Genomic DNA, 17,809 nt, shown 5'->3' with positions numbered 1-17,809 from the left:
TGATATTTTTAACTTAGACTTTATAAAACCAGACAACAACGATAAAACAGTAACTTAATTTTTTAATTCTAAAATTCATCAATTTCAACCTAATTCTTTTTAAATTTCGTGAACAAGCAACTAATACAATGGTATCCAGGACATATTGCTAAAGCAGAAAAACAATTAAAAGAGCATCTTAATAAAGTTGATCTTGTTTTTGAAGTAAGGGATGCACGCATACCCCTTGCCACATCTCATCCTTATCTCCAAAAATGGTTAAGAGGTAAAAAACAAATATTAGTAATTAATAGAAAGGACATGATTAATATCTATGCTCATCAAGCATGGGATAAAAAATTAAGAGCAGATGGGAAAGTCCCATGGTGGTGTGATGCAAAAGCTGGGACAGGAATTCATCAACTTAAGCAGGCAGCTATTCGTGCTGGGCAAGAGTTAAATCAAAGACGTCTCAACCGAGGGATGAAAAATCGGGCTATCAGAGTACTAACTCTTGGTTTCCCAAATGTTGGTAAATCTGCTCTGATTAACAGGCTAGTTAAAAAAAAAGTTGTTTCTAGTTCAAGAAAAGCTGGGGTCACAAGAAGTTTGAGATGGGTGAGATTAGGTCAAGACCTAGATCTCTTGGATGCTCCTGGTGTTTTACCACCTAGATTGGAAGATCAAAATGCCGCTTTAAAACTGGCCATCTGTGATGATATTGGTCAAGCGGCATACGATACTGAACAGGTAGCCATTAAGTTTCTTAGTCTTCTCGAGAAATTAGAAGAAAACAAAGGAGCTGGAATCCAATCAACGTGTATACAAAATAGATATGGCATATATTTAAATAAAAGCATTAAAGATAAATCTTCATGGCTACTTTCAGCAGCAGAACGCCACACTTCTGGAGATACTCTCAGAATGTCTCAAAGATTACTTGATGATTTTCGTAAAAATCTATTGGGTAATATCTCTCTTGAACTTCCCTAATGGATAAAGAACTAAAACAAGAATTTGGTCAAGGCCAAGGTGAATTATTTGAATGTGAATACAAGAAGCCCTTACCTATGCGACTTGACAGATGGTTAGTTTCTCAAAGATCCGAACAAAGTAGAGCACATATTCAAAAATTCATCGAAGCAGGGTTTGCAAAAGTCAATGGTAAAACTGGAAAAGCAAAAACGCCTGTTAGGCCAGGTGACATAATTCAACTATGGGTCCCACCTCCTGAGCCTCTTCCTTACTTAAAGCCAGAGGCAATTGATTTAGATGTTTTATATGAAGATGATCATTTGATAGTCATTAATAAAGAAGCAGGAATAGCAGTTCATCCTGCTCCAGGAAATAAATCAGGAACTTTAGTCAATGGATTAATCAATCATTGTCCAAATTTACCTGGCATTGGAGGTAAATTAAGACCTGGGATAGTTCATAGATTAGATAAAGACACCACTGGATGCATCGTAGTAGCAAAAACTCAAGAGGCCCTGGTTAAACTACAGATTCAGATACAAAAAAGGGTTGCTTCCAGAAATTATATAGCTGTTGTACATGGAGCTATTAAAGACAATGAAGGTATGATTGTCGGATGTATTGGTCGACATCCAAAAGATAGAAAAAAGTATGCTGTTGTAGATGATAAAAATGGTAGATTTGCCTGCACTCATTGGAAATTAATTGAAAATTTAGGAAATTTTTCTTTACTTAAATTTAAACTAGATACAGGTCGAACACATCAAATTCGCGTGCATAGTGCTCATATAGGTCATCCTATTATTGGAGATCAAACTTATAGTAGATGTAAAAGATTACCTATTAATCTAAGTGGTCAAGCATTACATGCAATTGAATTAGGCTTAGTACATCCAATAACATTAAAGAAAATGAAATTCATAGCGCCAATACCTAAAGATTTTGAACGTCTTTTAAAAGTATTGCAAGCAAAAAAATAATACTATTTCGGCAACCTAGGAGAAGCCTCAACCATCTTTTTTGTTAGATGTTTTTGAGGATGATCTAACATGTTTCTACCCGAATTTTCTTCAATAATTTTTCCCTTATCAAAAACTAATACTCTGTGACAAAAGCCTGCTGCTAATGATAAATCATGAGTTATGAATAACAAAGATAATTTTAATTTTTCTTGTAATGAGCGGAGTAACTCTAAAACTTCTGCTTGTATTTCTAAATCTAACATACTTACACTTTCATCACATATCAGTATTTTGGGATTAAGTGCAAGTGCTCTTGCAATAACAACTCTTTGCTGTTGACCGCCTGAAAGTTGAAAAGGTAAGCGTCTTTCATATGATTCTGTGGGGGTTAAGCCAACAAGCATTAAAAGATTACGAGCTTTTTCTCTTGCTTGAGATTTATTTAATAAATTATGGATAAGAATTGGATCAACAATTGCATCAATTATTGACATCTTTGGATTCAGGCATGCACAAGGATCTTGAAAAATAATTTGAATATATTTACGCAATTCCTTTAAACCTTTTCTATGGATAGTGGAAATATCCTTCCCAAGAAATGTGATACTTCCTCCTCTTGTAGGTAATAAACCAACTAAAGCTCTACATAGAGTACTTTTGCCACATCCTGATGGACCTACAATACCTAGAGTTTCACCTCGATAAAGAGAGAAGGAAACTTCATTAACAGCTTTGAGCCAAAAGGAATTAAAAGGCCAAAAGCCAACATTATGCCAACAACGTAATCTATTTACTTTCAACAATTCAGTTTTTTTGTAGATTATTTCTCTCTCTGAACCCTCTAGAATCCTACCTGAATAAACTAATCTTTTAGCGATATTAGTTTTTGGATTACAGACTATTTCTTTAATATTCCCAGATTCTATTATTTGGCCACGATCAAGTATGGCAATTTTATTGCACCACTTATATGCCATAGATAAATCGTGACTAATTAATAGTAAAGCTGTCCCAATCTCATCACACAATGAAATCAATTCACTCATGATTTGATTAGCAATTATCTTATCCAAACTAGTTGTTGGTTCATCCGCGATTATCAATGATGGTCTTAAAGCTATTGCCAAGCAAATTGCTACACGTTGTTGCATACCTCCACTAAATTCATGTGGAAAAGAATTAAATCGTAAAGGATCAATTCCAACTTTTTCTAATAAGCTTTTAGCTCTTTTTACTAAACCATTTTTTGATGCAAACTTATCATGAGCTCTAAAAGTATCTACTAAATGATCACCAACAGTCATTAATGGATTTAAACGAGACATTGGATCCTGAAATATCAAACCAACCTCTTTCCCTCGGATAGCTTGCAAAGATAAATTTTCTAACTTTAAAACATTTTTTCCATTCAATAAAATCTCACCATGACAAGTACTTCCTTTCGGAAGAAGCTGCATTACTGCCTTCGCAACAGTACTTTTACCGCATCCTGAACTACCAACTAATGCAAGCCTATCTCCACAATTTATACTCAAATCTAATCCGTTCAATACATAGTTAGAGTTATTTGGATAAATAGCATTTAGTTTATTTATCTTTAAAACCTCTTTTAGTGAATTTTTCATAAAAGGTAGCTAGAAATGTTCAGTTTGAATAAAATAAATTAATAGCCGGTGCTGATGCCTAAAGTCACCTCTGCACGCAATTCAAGCCAGGCAAATATTGTCTGTGATGAATATTTTGATGGCCAGCCACAACTCAGAACTCATCTGATTCAGCATATTGATGATTATGAGATTATTTTGCCAGAATGGTTAAAAGATTGCATTGCAAATATTCCACCAGGAATAGGAGTAAGTTGTCCAAGAGATTCTGAAGCATTATTAGTTGCTGCTTTTGATCTTGCATTCCAATTACATAGAGGACAATACAGAAAAAGTGGTGAGCCCTACATAACTCATCCTGTTGCAGTAGCAGACTTACTAAGAGAGATAGGTGCAAGCGCTAGTGTGATCGCAGCAGGTTTTTTACATGACGTCGTCGAAGATACAGACATAACACCAGAACAACTCGAAGGATATTTTGGCAGTGAAGTTAGATATTTAGTTGAAGGTGTTACTAAATTAGGCGGAATCCATTTTAATAATCGAACAGAAGCTCAAGCAGAAAACTTACGTAAAATGTTTTTAGCTATGGCTAGCGATATTCGAGTTGTATTAGTAAAGCTCGCAGATAGGCTTCACAATATGCGTACTATTAGTTTCCTACCGAAAGAAAAGCAACATCGAATAGCTAAAGAAACAAGAGAAATTTATGCTCCACTTGCAAACCGATTAGGAATAGGACGTTTTAAATGGGAACTAGAGGACTTAGCATTTAAGCTTTTAGAGCCAGAACCCTATAGAGAAATTCAACAACAAATAGCTAGTAAACGCAGTGAAAGAGAAGAAAGATTAAATACAACAGTTCAATTGCTAAAAGATCGTTTGAACTCGGCAGGGCTGAATCAATGTGAAGTTAGTGGTCGACCAAAACATCTATATGGAATTTGGAGCAAAATGCAAAGGCAACAAAAAGAATTTCATGAGATTTTTGATGTTGCTGCTCTTAGAATACATGTCTCAGATGTCGAAACATGTTACCGAGCACTTGCTGTTGTCCATGACACATTCAGGCCAATACCTGGGCGTTTCAAAGATTATATAGGCCTCCCAAAGCCAAATGGCTACCAATCACTACACACAGCTGTAATCGGTAGGCACAGGCCTATTGAGGTACAAATTAGAACTCCTGAAATGCATCGAGTGTCAGAATTTGGAATAGCAGCTCATTGGAAGTATAAAGAAGGAGGTTCTCCTGCTAATCCTGATTCAGAAAAATTTAATTGGTTACGCCAATTAGTTGAATGGCAACAAGAAGATGGAGTCAATGATCATAATGACTATCTTGCATCAATCAAAGAGGATTTATTTGATGAGGAGGTATTTGTTTTTACTCCAAAAGGAGATGTTTTAGGATTAAGGAATGGATCAACAGCGATCGATTTTGCTTATCGTATTCACTCTGAAGTAGGGAATCATTGCAATGGTGCTAGGATTAATGATCGACTATGTGTACTATCAACACCGCTTGAAAATGGAGATTTTGTTGAAATCCTTACTCATAAAAGCTCTCATCCCAGCCTAGATTGGTTAAACTATGTGGCCACACCCACGGCTAGAAATCGCATTAGACAATGGTATAAAAAAAGTCATCGTCAGGAAACAATATTGAGAGGGAAAGAACTCCTAGAACAGGAATTTGGTCGTAAAGGAATTGATAATTTACTTAAAGGTGAAGCAATATCTAAAGTTGCTGAAAGATGTAATCTTAAGACTACTGAAGATTTATTGGCTGCACTAGGATTTGGAGCCTTAACCTTAAATCAAGTCATTAATAGATTTAGAGAAGAAATTAAAATACAAAGTCAGCTACCTGAGCCAGAAGTAAGTAATCTTGAGCTAGCAAACCAAATTGGAATACAATCAAATCTTGCCTCAAATAAATCCAAAACATCACAAACCAAATATTCACCAATTATTGGCTTAGAAGGGCTTGACTATCGACTTGGAGGGTGTTGCAGCCCTTTACCAGGAGAACCAATTATTGGAACTGTTGCACTTGGTAATCATGGTATAACTATACATCGAACTAATTGTGTCAATGTAGAGTCAATACCAAGTAATAGAAAATTATCAGTGCATTGGAATAATAATGTACGCATGAAAGAAGAAAAATTTCCTATTCAATTAAGAATTGAGGTTATTGATAGAGTAGGAGTTCTTAAAGACATACTAATGAGGCTCTCTGATAGAGGTATCAATGTAATCGATGCAAGAGTTAAAACTTCATATGGCAAACCAGCATGTATAGATCTAAGAATTGAGTTAGAAAGCGTTAACCAACTAGAAATTACTATGAATCAAATACGTTCAATGGTTGATGTTTTAGATATTGCAAGAACAGGTATAAGTTAATTTTCTAGCTAATCCTACTATCATAAACAAAAAACAAATAATGAATCGAAGACACAAATTACTCATTAAACTCTTTCTAAAAAATTAATAATTTTAAATTGTATTTGAAAGTTTCTTAAGTGGAAGATACAAGCAAAGCCCACCAATAATTCCAGTCACAAGACCCACACAAATCGAACCAATTATGAGTCGCGAACTTAAATACCAACTTTGAGACCATAAGTTATTATTAGTTATAAGGCTATAATCAACTACTTCTTTATCACTATTAAATAGTAATGAACCTATTCTAAAATTAAAATAGTAAAGAGGTAAATAGGTAAATGGGTTGCTAATCCAAGTTCCCACAGCAGCCAAGATAGTATTGCCCTTAAGAATTTTTGCTAAAAATACACCCATCAAAGTTTGCAAACCAAAGAATGGAAAGCAACCGCTAAAAATTCCCACACCAAAACCTAATGCTCGCTGAGAGGGAGAACCTTCCTGATTCCAAAGCCAAGAGATAAATTTACGGATTCTTTTTATTAAATTGAGGAAGATTTTTCTCATATTTTCAAAAATCTTGTTTATAAAAAGGAAAACTACATTAGATCTTAGTGAAGATTGCGTAACTATTGATTAATGAATTCGTTTTCCCCTACAGAAGATACCATTGCGGCAATTGCAACCGCCGTCTCTCCCGGCCAAGGAAGTATTGCTGCTATTCGGATCTCTGGCTCCTCCGCAATCGAGATTAGTAAAAGTGTTGTTCATGTACCCGGAATGCACCATTGGAGTAGTCACAAAGTACTTTACGGACATGTAACGGAAGCAAATCAAAAAAAATATATAGATGAAGTTTTAATCCTAATTATGAAAGGACCGAGAAGCTTTACGGGCGAAGATATAGTGGAAATTCATTGCCATGGTGGAATCATTGCAGTCCAAAAGATCCTTGAAAGAATATTAGATAATCCAAATGTTCGAAGAGCTGAGCCAGGTGAGTTTAGTCAAAGAGCCGTGATCAATGGTCGTTTAAGCCTTACTCAAGCAGAATCAATTAGTGAACTAGTTTCCGCGAGGAGTAAAAAAGCAGCAGAACTTGCCATGAATGGAATTGAAGGAAATATTCAAACTACGGTTCAATCGATAAGGCATCGTCTGCTGGATCAACTAACTGAAATTGAAGCAAGGATTGATTTTGAGGAAGATCTTCCAAAGTTAGAAGAAGAAAATATAAAAAATGAAATTTTCGCAATTAAAAAAGATCTAAACAAACTCATAGATAATGCTAAGAGAGGAACATTGATTCGCTCTGGCCTCAAAGTTGCTCTAATAGGAAAGCCTAATGTAGGGAAAAGCTCCTTAATGAATAGGCTTACAAAAAAAGAAAAAGCTATTGTTACAGACTTACCTGGAACCACCAGAGATCTTTTGGAAAGTGAGATTGTATTAGAGGGTATACCAGTAACTTTTATTGATACTGCGGGTATAAGAGAAACAAAAGATATCATCGAAAATATAGGTATTTCTAGGACTCAAGAAGCTTTAAAACAAACTGATCTCATTGTATTAATCTTTGATTGTTCAACCGGATGGACTAACGAGGATGAGTCAATACTAAAACAAATCCCAACAAGTATTCCACTATTAATTGTTGGAAATAAATCAGATTTAAATAATCTTTCTTCCTCCAAAAAGGATACAATAAATACTATAAAAAAAGAAAATCTAGTAATAATAAGTGCAAAAACAGGTGACGGAGAGGAGGATCTAATTAATTGTCTACTAAAATTATGTGGTTCTTCTCAAACTCATGGATTGGATATAGCACTAAATGAAAGACAGCTAGATCTTGCAAAGTCAACAATAAAATCCCTAGAAAATATTGATAAAGTTTTTGATGAAAAACTACCTTGGGATTTTTGGACAATCGATTTACGACAAGCTATCAATCATCTAGGAGAACTAACAGGGGACGATTTAACAGAAAGCTTACTTGATAATATCTTTTCAAAATTCTGTATTGGTAAGTAAAAAATATTTTTTACTTACTGGTTATTGTCAATTGTAAAAATATAGTATAAATAATAGCAAACGCCTACTATTAATATCGCAACCATAATATTCACACTATGAACAACGTCCACTAGATCCGAATAATCGAGAATATACTCAATTAAAGCATATAATTAATACATAACAAAGAAAAAAGATTAAAAACTTCTATTAGCTTAAATAGTGATTCAAGAAAAGATAAATAGAGAAAATACAAATGTATTGGAAGATGTTTTATATAAAATGGTTTTGACGTTGGTATAGTAATAAATGTAATAGATGAATTGTGGACCTTCGCTCACCAAATCTACTAAGAATATTAGATGCCTGGATTGAGGAAGATCTTGGTGATGGAGATCTAACTAGATTTATCCTTAACACTAGAAGTTCATCAGCCCATTGGATTGCGAAAGAATGTGGAACATTTTGTGGAGGAGATATTATCAAACTTATATTCCAAAAAATTGATCCCAAAGTTGATATTCAACTATTAATAGAGGATGGTCAAAAATTTGAAAAGAATCAAAGACTCTTAGAATTAAAAGGGCCTTCATCATCCTTAGTAGCTGGTGAGCGAGTAACACTTAACTTAGCGATGCATCTTTCTGGTATTGCTACATCTACTGCCTTACTAGTAAATAAACTCTCTGGCTCTAATATAAAATTAGCAGATACCCGCAAAACGACTCCAGGAATCAGGATATTCGAAAAATATGCTTTTCTTTGTGGTGGTGGAATTAATCATAGACTTGGATTATATGATGCAGCCATGTTGAAAGAAAATCATATTGAATGGTCTAAGGGGATTGCTGAGAGTATCAAAGTCTTAAAAAAAACTATTCCATGGACAAAAAAAATCATAGTTGAGGCAGAAACCCCTAGCCAAGCTAGAGAAGCTGTAGAAGCAGGAGCTGATGGGGTTTTACTTGATGAGATGTCTATTCAAACTATTGCAAAACTAGTTCCAGAATTACGTCAACTTTCAAAAAATAATAACTCCAAATACGTCTCACAAAATATTGTGATTGAAGTTTCTGGGATTAATCCAAACAATTTATCAGACTATATTTCTACAGGTATTGATCTAATCTCAACAAGTGCACCAATCACTAAAAGTAAATGGATAGATTTCAGTATGCGCTTTAATTAAAACAATGAATAAATAGTTTTAATTCCACTTCAAAAAGATCAAAAAACTTTAAATGAACCTTCCTAATCATAAACGTTATGCTTGAAATATCCACCAAATTAGAAGAAGCACTAAATAGGGCTTTAGTTCAAGTTTTTCCAAAAGAAGATCGAAGTCCCAAAGCTACTTCAATACTTACAAGTGCCTTACTAGTTCCTGCATCCAAGCCAGAGTTTGGAGATTTTCAAATAAATTGTGCTTTAGCACTAGCGAAAGAAATTAAACAACCCCCTCGTCAGATTGCACAACAAATAGTTAGTCAACTACAAAAGGATAATGATTTCTTGAAAATATGTAATACACCAATGATTGCTGGACCAGGTTTTATAAACTTGTCTATAAATACAAAAACACTTATATCGGAAATTTATATTCGTTTAAATGATAAAAGATTGGGCGTACCTCTAAAAGACTTCCAAACTGCAAAAGAAAAAGAAGAACAAAAAAACAATCGCGTGATTGTTGATTTTTCTAGTCCAAATATTGCTAAAGAGATGCATGTTGGGCATTTACGATCAACAATTATTGGAGATTCTCTCGCACGAGTTCTTGAATTCTGCGGTTACGAAGTCTTACGAATCAATCATGTAGGAGATTGGGGTACACAATTTGGCATGCTTATTACTCACCTGAAAGAGGTTGTCCCAGAAGCGCTCCATACAAAAGATGTAGTAGAAATTAGCGATCTCGTAAATTTTTATCGTCAAGCAAAAAAAAGATTTGATGAGGATCAAATCTTTCAAAATCAATCTAGAAATGAAGTTGTTAACTTACAAGCAGGTGATCAAGAAAGTTTAACTGCATGGCAGTTACTATGTAATCAATCCAGAAAAGAATTTCAAAAGATCTATGATCGACTTGATATCAAGTTGACTGAAAGAGGCGAATCTTTTTATAACAAATTTTTAGTAGATGTTATAAATGAGTTGAAAAGCAAGAATTTACTCATAAATGATCAAGGAGCTAAATGTATTTTTCTTGATGGCTTAGTTGGAAAAGACGGCAAGCCACAACCAATAATTATTCAGAAAAGTGACGGAGGTTTTAATTATGCAACAACTGATCTTGCCGCAATTAAATATAGATTAACTAAATCCCCAGATGGAGATGGAGCATTCCGATTGATTTATGTCACAGATGCCGGCCAAGCATCACATTTCTTTGGAGTCTTTCAAATTGCAAACCTTGCAAATTGGATTCCTAAAGATTGTCAAGTAGAGCACGTACCTTTTGGTCTTGTTCAAGGAGAAGATGGTAAAAAATTAAAAACTCGTTCAGGAGAAACAATTAGATTAGTAGACCTTCTCGATGAAGCAATTCAACGAGCAAAAGAGGATCTTACAGATCGTCTCAAAACTGAAAATAGATCCGAGAATGAAAGTTTTATAAATCAAGTTTCTACTACTGTTGGTATTGCAGCTATAAAGTATGCAGACCTAAGCCAAAATAGAGTTTCTAATTACCAATTTAGTTTTGACAAAATGCTTTCTTTACAAGGTAATACAGCTCCATATTTACTTTATGCATTAGTTCGAATAGCTGGGATTTCACGCAAAGGAGGGGATTTAAACGTATCAAGTAAGAATATTCAATTTAATGAACCCCAAGAATGGGTCTTAGTTCGTAAGCTATTGGAACTTGATTGTGTAATTGCAGAAGTCGAAAAAGAACTGCTTCCTAATCGTTTATGTGGATATTTATTTGAATTAAGTCAAACATTTAATAGATTCTATGATCAAATTCCAATTTTAAAAGCAAGTGAACCATCAAGGACTAGTAGACTTGCTTTATGTTCAATCACTGCAGACACAATTAAACTCGGGATGAGTTTGTTAGGTATCCCCACCCTAGAGAGAATGTAATGAACAATACAAACAGTTCTTTTTTGGATATGCCTAATCCTAGGGAAGAGATAAAGGCTTTAAACCCTTATTCAGCACCACTAGAAGGACGACGAAATCTACTAAGATTAGACTTTAATGAAAACACAATTGGACCTAGCCCACTTGTAATTGAATCCCTTAGAAAAATAACAAGAGATGAAATCTCTATTTATCCAGAGTATTCGGGTTTAAAAGAAAAATTAATAGACAATCTAATCAAACAAAACCCAAGCGTAAATTTAAACTCATCTGAGGTAGGTATTTTTAATGGAGTTGATGCAGCAATAAATGCTGTGTTTCATGCATATGGCAACATTAATGATTTAATGTTAACAACATCGCCAACTTTTGGATATTACACGCCTTGTGCACAAATGCGAGGAATGAAAATCATCTCAGTACCCTATGAGGATCAAGATTTTCAGTACCCCTTTAATCAGATTTGCAAATTAATCATTCAGAAGAGTCCTAAAATTTTATTAATATGTAATCCAAATAATCCAACTGGTACAAGATTAAGTCCAGAAAAAATTATAGAGATCACAAAACTGTCATCTCAAACACTTATTGTTGTCGATGAGCTATACGAAGCTTTTACAGGTGATAGTGTTTTACCATTTGTAAATTTTCAAGAAATACCTAATCTTTTGGTACTTAGATCTCTATCTAAAACTGCTGGTTTAGCAGGATTAAGAATTGGTTTTGCTATAGGTAATTCTACAGTAATTAATATAGTTAAAAGTGTCACTGGTCCTTATGACGTCAATAGCTTTGCTGTAATAGCTGCTTTTGCAGCACTTAACGACCCATCGTATATTGATTCTTATGTGAATAAAGTACTTAATGCACGTAATTGGTTGAAAAAAACATTTGAGAAATTTCGCGTCAAATATCATATAGATGGAGGAAACTATTTTCTACTTTGGCCAAAATCAGAACCAGAATATGTTGAGCAAAAATTAAAGTTATCTGGGATTCTAATTAGGAATATGGATAAAAAGAAAGATCTAAAAGGTTCTATCAGAGTAAGTATTGGAACTATTGATCAAATGAAAAGGTTCTGGTCAGTTTTTAAGGTTATCGATAAAGTATAAATTAATTTGAAACGTCTCTATTATAGAGATAATTTAACATGATTCTGCTAATCGCAAAAAATTAGAAAGTAATTTATGCCCAGCTTCGGTTAATACACTCTCAGGATGAAATTGTACACCGTATATGTGGGGATAATCTTTATGCGTAATTCCCATAATTGTTTCATCCTCTAGCCAGGCTATAACATCTAAGCATTCTGGTAAACTTTCTCTCTGCGCAATTAAGCTATGGTACCTAGTAGCGACTAAGGGATTAGGCAAATCTTTAAATATTCCAGTACCTCGATGCAAAACATTAGATGTTTTGCCATGCATTAGTTCTTTAGCTCTGATTATTTTCCCTCCAAAAGCCTGAGTAATAGCTTGATGACCAAGGCAAACACCAAGGGTAGGTATTTTAACGGACAACTTAGATAAAATATCTAGACAAACTCCAGATTGATCAGGATCCCCAGGACCTGGAGATAGCAAAATCACATCAGGGTTTAAATCTTTAATCTCATTGATTGTAAGAGCATCATTACGTTCAACTCTTACTTCTGAGGCAATAGGATGCTGCGATGCTAATTCGCCCAAATATTGAACGAGGTTAAAAGTGAAGCTGTCATAATTGTCGATAACCAATAACATAATTTTAAGAGATTAAAATTCTAACTTTTGAAGTAATAGAGGAAATAATAATAAGACAGCAATAAGTACTGAACTGATTGAAGCTACTAAAACAGCCCCAGCTGAACAATCTTTAGCGATTTGTGCGAGAGGATGAAATCGTTTCCCAATTGCTAAATCTACAACTGATTCAATTGCTGTATTTAGCAATTCAACTACTAGTACACTAGTAGCTGTAAGTGCCATTATTGCTAAATTATTATTATCAAGACCTAATAAAAAGCCTAATACCAATGCACCCAATGCAAAAGCAACATGAATTCTAAAATTTCTTTGAGTAGAAAAAGCATATCTTAAGCCTTTAGCTGCATATAAAAAGCTTGTTGGAAGATCTTTAGCTATCTTCCATGATGACCTTTTATTTGATCTTTTCAGAGTATTAGACATGTCCCAAACTGCTCTTTCAGAGTCATTAGATATCTCCGGAGCCATATTTGTTAATCTTCATTCTTCATTTTCAAGAATAGCTCCTAAATCAAGAAGTTGCTCTTGATTTAAAAGCATTGTATTAAGACTTTCTTCGTTACTATGATCCCAACCCAAAAGATGTAAAAGGCCATGAACTGCAAGCCATCTAAGTTCTCTATATAAATCAACATTATTTTCTTTTGCTTGTCTGATCGCAGTCGGAACTGAGATAACAATGTCACCCAATTCAATACATTCATCACTTACACCAAAGGATGTCTCATCAATTATGGGAAATGAAAGCACATCTGTACTCTTTGCTTTTCCAAGCCAGCTTTGATTCAAATCAAGGATTTTCTTATCATTTGTTAATTCCAACCCCAAGCTAAGTTGAGAAGCATTTCGTACTATTTTCGGACATTTAAATTCTTTATTTACTTTTATAAATCTAATCCAGCGAGTTATCTCCTTATTCCATTGACTTGAATTTTTCATCAGCTCTAAAGTCTCACCATTAACAACGACGTCTAAGTCTTGAACTGGAAAGGGAGTAAAAGAAAGATCTATATCCAATTCATAAGAATTTGACAAATAATTCTCCATAAAATTACTGAGGAATATGAGGTTTTCCCAGCACAGCAACTAAAAGAATAAATCCAAGAAAACCTAAAGCTGTTAAACCAAAATGATAAAGACTTTGACTACCTTTACGAACCATATTTTTCATTGCAAGTTTTACAAAACTTGGAGGTGGTGTTGCTTTCTTACCAATCTCATCAGAAACAATTTTATTATTCATATCCATTTAAAATTTAAGATTCTTCAATATTTTGCCTTAAAAGAGACTGAATAAAAATATCTATTTCCCCATTCATGACCGAATCTACATCTGTTGTTTCTTGCTCAGTACGTAAGTCTTTTACCATTTGATATGGATGAAAAACATAATTTCTAATTTGATTTCCCCAAGCAGCTTCAACAATATCACCACGAATATCAGCAATCTCTGCAGCTCTTTGTTCTACAGCTATCACCATCAATTTTGATTTTAATAGAGCCATTGCTTTATCTTTATTTTGAAGCTGAGATCTTTCTTGTGTGCATCTAACGGCAATACCCGTAGGCACATGAAGAATTCGAACCGCAGTCTCAACTTTATTTACATTTTGTCCACCTGCTCCACCTGAGCGACTTGTTGTAATTTCTAAATCCTTTTCAGGGATCTCAAGTTCAACCTCTTCTTCAAGTTTAGGCATAACTTCAACTCCAGCAAAACTAGTTTGTCGCTTTCCATTTGCATTGAAAGGGGAAATCCTGACTAAACGATGCGTTCCTTTTTCATTTTGTAAAAAACCATATGCGTAAACACCTTCAATTTCGATAGTGACACTTTTTATTCCCGCTTCCTCTCCCTCAGAAAGTTCATTAATGATCACTTTCATACCATTATTTTCAGCCCAACGGGTATACATCCTTAGTAGCATTTGAGCCCAATCTTGGGCATCAGTTCCGCCAGCACCAGCATTAATGGATAGAACTGCACCCTCCTTATCATAGATGCCACTTAAGAGGCGCTCCGTCTCCCAACGATCAAGTTCTTGTTTTAATTTCTCGAGCCCATTGTGAGCCTGAGACAGGATGTCTTCATCCGGATCCAACTCATAAAGCTCTAACGAAAGACTTGCGTCCTCAATAGCCCCCCTCCATGTAATTAATTTTTCTAACTCTGCTTTAACCTCATCAAGTTGACGCATCTGTTTTTGCGCATTTTGAGGATCATTCCAAAACTCAGGTTGCGATGCAACTTGCTCTAAATCCCTTTGCCTAGCAAGTAATGCAGGTTCGTCAAAGACAATCCTGGGCTGTACCCAGGCGAGAAGTCAATAAAGAAAGGTCTCTTTTAAAATCAGTCAGGTCTTGCAAGCGAGGTAATAGAATCAATACATTAAAAGCTATCAGCATATCCACCCAAATACTATAAATGAACAGATCAATTCCCGATTCAGGCATTACTACAGTGGAAATATACACCTGGAGATTTTGCCCGTTTTGCTTACGTGCCAAAGCACTACTTAATGAAAAAGGAGTCCAATTCACAGAATATTCTATTGATGGAGACGATGGTGCAAGAACAAAAATGTCTGAAAGAGCCGGAGGCCGCAGAACTGTTCCACAAATTTTTATCAATGGAAAAAGTATTGGAGGTTGCGACGAGCTCTACGAACTTGAGAGAAATAACGAATTAAATGAACTGATTGGAATTAGAAATTGATTCATGAAGCAACTATTTGTTTTAGATCCAATTGAAAATATCAATCCTAAGAAGGATTCATCAGCAGCACTTATGCAAGCCGCATCAAGAGCCGACATAGATGTTTGGATCTGTACTCCCTCGGACCTGCAAGCCCGAGGAGACGATGCATGGGTCGTTTCTAACAAGGTCAATTGTGAACCATGGATCAATGTCCAGTCATCTCGAAGCCTTCCTTTAAGAGATTTCTCATGCATTTGGATGCGCAAAGATCCACCTGTTGACGAGGCTTTTTTATACGCCACTCATTTATTAGAAGTTGCAGAAAGAGATGGTGTAAATGTAATTAACAAGCCTGCATCACTAAGAGCTTGGAATGAAAAGTTAGGAGCTTTAAGATTTAGTGATTTAATGGCGCCTACTCTTGTCGCAAGTAGGGTGGAACAATTAATTACATTTGCAAAAGAGTATGGAGAAGTTGTGTTAAAGCCACTTGGAGGAAAAGGTGGGCAAGGAGTCATACGAATTGCAAAGGATGCTCCAGGCTTAGAAGCATTACTCGAACTGGTTACTTCACAAGAACATTTGCCAGTGATGATGCAACAATTCCTACCAGAAGTAATCAATGGCGATAAAAGAATCCTTTTGGTTAATGGAGAGCCATTAGGTGCAATTAATAGACGTCCAAAGGAAGGAGACTTCAGAAGCAACTTGGCTTTAGGTGGAAAAGCTGAGACAACTAAATTAACTCCTAAAGAAATAGAGATATGTAATCAAATAAAGCCTGCTTTACAAGAGGAAGGCCTATTTTTTGTTGGAATAGATGTGATCGGAGGAATGCTAAGTGAGATTAATGTGACGAGTCCAACTGGTATTAGAGAAGTAGAAAATCTAATGAATGTTCCATTAGCAGATCAAGTAATTGATTACCTTATAGATCATTTGAACAATTAACTCTATCTAAGTTTAATTGATTTCTTAAAACTTCAAATTTCAAAGCTACTTCTTGCATTTCCCCCTCAACAGTTGAACCTTTTACTAAACCAGCGCCAGCAAATAATTTAAGTTCATTAGCTCTAACCTGTCCATAACGTATGGCAACTCTAAATTCTGAATTTTGATTTTTATCTATCCACCCAATTGGAGAAGCATATGTTTTACGGTCAAATGGTTCTAAAGCTCTCAACCAACTCAAAGATTTACTCAGAGGTAATCCCGCAACAGCAGGGGTTGGATGAAGTGCTTCAACTAAATCAAGAGGAGATTTCTCTTTAACAGAAGCTTGAATAAGAGTATGCAAATGAATTAAATGGTCTTGGGTGATTAATTTTGGTTGAGATGAATAACTTGCTTTAATACCTCTTCTAAAAAGTTGTTCGACAATAGAATTAACTACAAAATGGTGTTCTCTTAAATCTTTAGAGGAAGCAAGCAATTCTCTCCCATCATCACCTTTTTTTGCAGTCCCAGCTAAAGCATCGATTAACAACTGATTTTGATTGAGACTTATTAATCTCTCAGGCGATGCACCAAAAAATGACTCATCATGATTTTTTTGCCATAGGAATCGACAACTATTAGTTTGCTGAACTCTTAAACGAGCAAGTAAGTGCAGTGGATCTAATGGTTTTCTTAGGAGGAGACGTTGTCTCGTTGCCAATACAAGTTTATCCAAATCACCTGCATTTATTAATTCGATCCCTTTAGTCAACGCATCTCGATATTGAGATTGCCAATCATCAGAAAAATTATCGACTAAGAAATTTTCTTTTTCATCATTAACAATTCGGACTGGTGATTTATTTATCTTGTCTCGAATTGACCATAATCTTTCTATGGCTTCACGAACATCTGAAGGATTTTGGGCAACTGAATTTAAACGTAGCCATGTTAATCCATCTTTTGCGGTTAATTGCCACTTAGGCAAAACAGCCTGAAGGGAAAATTTATCATCTATTGATTTTTCATTACTTTTAATTTGATCAAAGAAAGAAAATGAAAATAAAATCCTTGATGCTGAAAATACTGGACTTGGAGAAATATCTATCAATCGAGTAAAAATCTCATCACTAAATCTTTGTGCATTTTCAAACCTCTTTGGTCCAGATAAATCCAAAGATTGACAATGACCTCCGGCAGAAAGGCACAATCTGGGAGAGAGATCCCAAAGAAACCTAAACTGATGTTTTTCAGCAATTAAAGGTAATGTCGTTAAAGGATCTGTTTGACTTACAGGAACAGAAATGCTCAAGATACATTCATCAACTTTTCTTTTACTCCATTTCTGAAGAGAACTAACTAAAAGCTCACTAAAGACGGGTTCTAAATTCATAACCAATTAGACCC

17 protein-coding genes are annotated in these 17,809 nt (G+C 35.0%); 9 read left to right on the top strand and 8 right to left on the bottom strand.

Translation table 11 applies throughout. From position 1 onward, the window contains the following. Window positions 1–108: 108 nt before the first annotated feature. Complete coding sequence (gene ylqF, locus DNJ73_RS01300) at window positions 109–972, top strand: ribosome biogenesis GTPase YlqF (RefSeq protein WP_158465915.1); 864 nt, start codon at window positions 109–111, stop codon at window positions 970–972. Then, the gene (locus DNJ73_RS01295) at window positions 972–1,934 is read left to right on the top strand and encodes an RluA family pseudouridine synthase (RefSeq protein WP_158465914.1); all 963 of its coding nucleotides are present in this window, start codon (window positions 972–974) and stop codon (window positions 1,932–1,934) included. Before ylqF ends, DNJ73_RS01295 begins: the two co-directional genes overlap by 1 nt. A gap of 2 nt (window positions 1,935–1,936) precedes the next feature. On the opposite strand, the gene DNJ73_RS01290 is transcribed toward DNJ73_RS01295, so the two are convergent. Further along, entirely contained in the window at window positions 1,937–3,541 is a 1,605-nt protein-coding gene (locus DNJ73_RS01290; RefSeq protein ID WP_158465913.1) for an ABC transporter ATP-binding protein, read from the bottom strand. 54 nt (window positions 3,542–3,595) lie between these two features. On the opposite strand from DNJ73_RS01290, the gene DNJ73_RS01285 reads away from it, so the two are divergent. Further along, the gene (locus DNJ73_RS01285; protein ID WP_158465912.1) at window positions 3,596–5,932 is read left to right on the top strand and encodes a RelA/SpoT family protein; all 2,337 of its coding nucleotides are present in this window, start codon (window positions 3,596–3,598) and stop codon (window positions 5,930–5,932) included. Window positions 5,933–6,025: 93 nt separating this feature from the next. Here DNJ73_RS01285 and DNJ73_RS01280 read toward each other — a convergent pair whose 3' ends face one another. Next, window positions 6,026–6,481, bottom strand: a complete 456-nt coding sequence (locus DNJ73_RS01280; protein WP_158465911.1) for a DUF2062 domain-containing protein — start codon at window positions 6,479–6,481, stop codon at window positions 6,026–6,028. Between the two features lie 72 nt (window positions 6,482–6,553). Here DNJ73_RS01280 and mnmE point away from each other — a divergent pair, with 72 nt between their 5' ends. The 4 genes from mnmE (at window position 6,554) to DNJ73_RS01260 (ending at window position 12,135) form a co-directional block, all read left to right on the top strand. Next, complete coding sequence (gene mnmE / locus DNJ73_RS01275; RefSeq protein ID WP_158465910.1) at window positions 6,554–7,948, top strand: tRNA uridine-5-carboxymethylaminomethyl(34) synthesis GTPase MnmE; 1,395 nt, start codon at window positions 6,554–6,556, stop codon at window positions 7,946–7,948. A gap of 307 nt (window positions 7,949–8,255) precedes the next feature. After that, window positions 8,256–9,119, top strand: coding sequence for a carboxylating nicotinate-nucleotide diphosphorylase (nadC, locus tag DNJ73_RS01270; protein WP_158465909.1), 864 nt, complete (start codon window positions 8,256–8,258; stop codon window positions 9,117–9,119). A 77-nt stretch (window positions 9,120–9,196) separates the two neighbouring features. Beyond that, window positions 9,197–11,020 carry an arginine--tRNA ligase gene (gene argS, locus DNJ73_RS01265; RefSeq protein ID WP_158465908.1) on the top strand — a complete coding sequence of 608 codons (1,824 nt, stop codon included), beginning with the start codon at window positions 9,197–9,199 and terminating at the stop codon, window positions 11,018–11,020. After that, a complete protein-coding gene (locus DNJ73_RS01260) occupies window positions 11,020–12,135 on the top strand; it encodes a pyridoxal phosphate-dependent aminotransferase (protein WP_158465907.1) in 1,116 nt (371 codons plus the stop codon). The genes argS and DNJ73_RS01260 overlap by 1 nt, the downstream gene beginning before the upstream one ends. 33 nt (window positions 12,136–12,168) lie before the next feature. Here the strand turns inward: DNJ73_RS01260 and DNJ73_RS01255 are convergent, their stop codons facing one another. The 5 genes from DNJ73_RS01255 to prfB form a co-directional block, all read right to left on the bottom strand. Then, window positions 12,169–12,765 carry an anthranilate synthase component II gene (locus DNJ73_RS01255; protein WP_158465906.1) on the bottom strand — a complete coding sequence of 199 codons (597 nt, stop codon included), beginning with the start codon at window positions 12,763–12,765 and terminating at the stop codon, window positions 12,169–12,171. 12 nt (window positions 12,766–12,777) lie between these two features. Next, the gene (locus tag DNJ73_RS01250) at window positions 12,778–13,236 is read right to left on the bottom strand and encodes a diacylglycerol kinase family protein (RefSeq protein ID WP_158465905.1); all 459 of its coding nucleotides are present in this window, start codon (window positions 13,234–13,236) and stop codon (window positions 12,778–12,780) included. Between the two features lie 12 nt (window positions 13,237–13,248). After that, on the bottom strand, window positions 13,249–13,803 hold the full coding sequence (gene ybeY / locus DNJ73_RS01245) for an rRNA maturation RNase YbeY (protein WP_257473274.1): 555 nt from the start codon (window positions 13,801–13,803) through the stop codon (window positions 13,249–13,251). 16 nt (window positions 13,804–13,819) lie between these two features. Continuing rightward, window positions 13,820–14,011, bottom strand: a complete 192-nt coding sequence (locus tag DNJ73_RS01240) for a DUF3285 domain-containing protein (RefSeq protein WP_158465903.1) — start codon at window positions 14,009–14,011, stop codon at window positions 13,820–13,822. Between the two features lie 13 nt (window positions 14,012–14,024). After that, window positions 14,025–15,135, bottom strand: a protein-coding gene (gene prfB / locus DNJ73_RS01235) for a peptide chain release factor 2 (RefSeq protein ID WP_219045831.1) whose coding sequence is annotated in 2 segments (ribosomal slippage) — window positions 14,025–15,059 and window positions 15,061–15,135 — 1,110 coding nt in all. Because the reading frame shifts where the segments join, the coding sequence is not laid out codon by codon here. Window positions 15,136–15,193: 58 nt separating this feature from the next. On the opposite strand from prfB, the gene grxC reads away from it, so the two are divergent. Together grxC and gshB are read left to right on the top strand one after the other, a co-directional pair. Next, window positions 15,194–15,484 (top strand): glutaredoxin 3, encoded by a 291-nt coding sequence (gene grxC / locus DNJ73_RS01230; RefSeq protein ID WP_011294180.1) that lies wholly within the window; start codon window positions 15,194–15,196, stop codon window positions 15,482–15,484. A gap of 3 nt (window positions 15,485–15,487) precedes the next feature. Beyond that, on the top strand, window positions 15,488–16,417 hold the full coding sequence (gene gshB, locus DNJ73_RS01225) for a glutathione synthase (protein ID WP_158465902.1): 930 nt from the start codon (window positions 15,488–15,490) through the stop codon (window positions 16,415–16,417). On the opposite strand, the gene DNJ73_RS01220 is transcribed toward gshB, so the two are convergent. After that, on the bottom strand, window positions 16,395–17,795 hold the full coding sequence (locus DNJ73_RS01220) for an isochorismate synthase MenF (RefSeq protein WP_158465901.1): 1,401 nt from the start codon (window positions 17,793–17,795) through the stop codon (window positions 16,395–16,397). The genes gshB and DNJ73_RS01220 overlap by 23 nt on opposite strands. Between the last annotated feature and the right edge of the window lie 14 nt (window positions 17,796–17,809).

Origin of the sequence: Prochlorococcus marinus XMU1408, assembly GCF_003208055.1 — a bacterium.
Classification (GTDB): domain Bacteria; phylum Cyanobacteriota; class Cyanobacteriia; order PCC-6307; family Cyanobiaceae; genus Prochlorococcus_B; species Prochlorococcus_B marinus_A.
Note: the sequence above shows the minus strand (reverse complement) of the source record. Positions and strands in the feature narration are given on the sequence as shown.